Raw genomic sequence first — 260 nt, 5'->3', positions numbered from 1 at the left:
ACCTGTTATTGTCACTAACCAAACGGTTGCACCATTGTATTTAGATGGGCTACTGGACAGTTTGGCTAAGTGTGCGCCTTTACATATTGTTTTACCTGATGGTGAGCAATATAAAACCTTAGAGTACTTTGAGCAGGTTTCAGCTTTTTTGTTGGACAACAATTGCGGCAGGGACACATGCTTAATTGCTTTAGGTGGGGGAGTCATTGGTGACTTAACAGGCTTTGTCGCTGCGTGTTATCAGCGTGGTGTACCCTTTA

General features: G+C 43.5%; 1 pseudogene. It reads left to right on the top strand.

Going from position 1 to position 260, the window contains the following annotated elements:
* Positions 1-260: pseudogene (locus CWC11_RS23490) on the top strand (3-dehydroquinate synthase); the annotation flags it as partial.

It is taken from the genome of Pseudoalteromonas sp. S3178 (assembly GCF_005886985.1).
GTDB lineage: Bacteria > Pseudomonadota > Gammaproteobacteria > Enterobacterales > Alteromonadaceae > Pseudoalteromonas > Pseudoalteromonas carrageenovora.
Note: the sequence above shows the minus strand (reverse complement) of the source record. Positions and strands in the feature narration are given on the sequence as shown.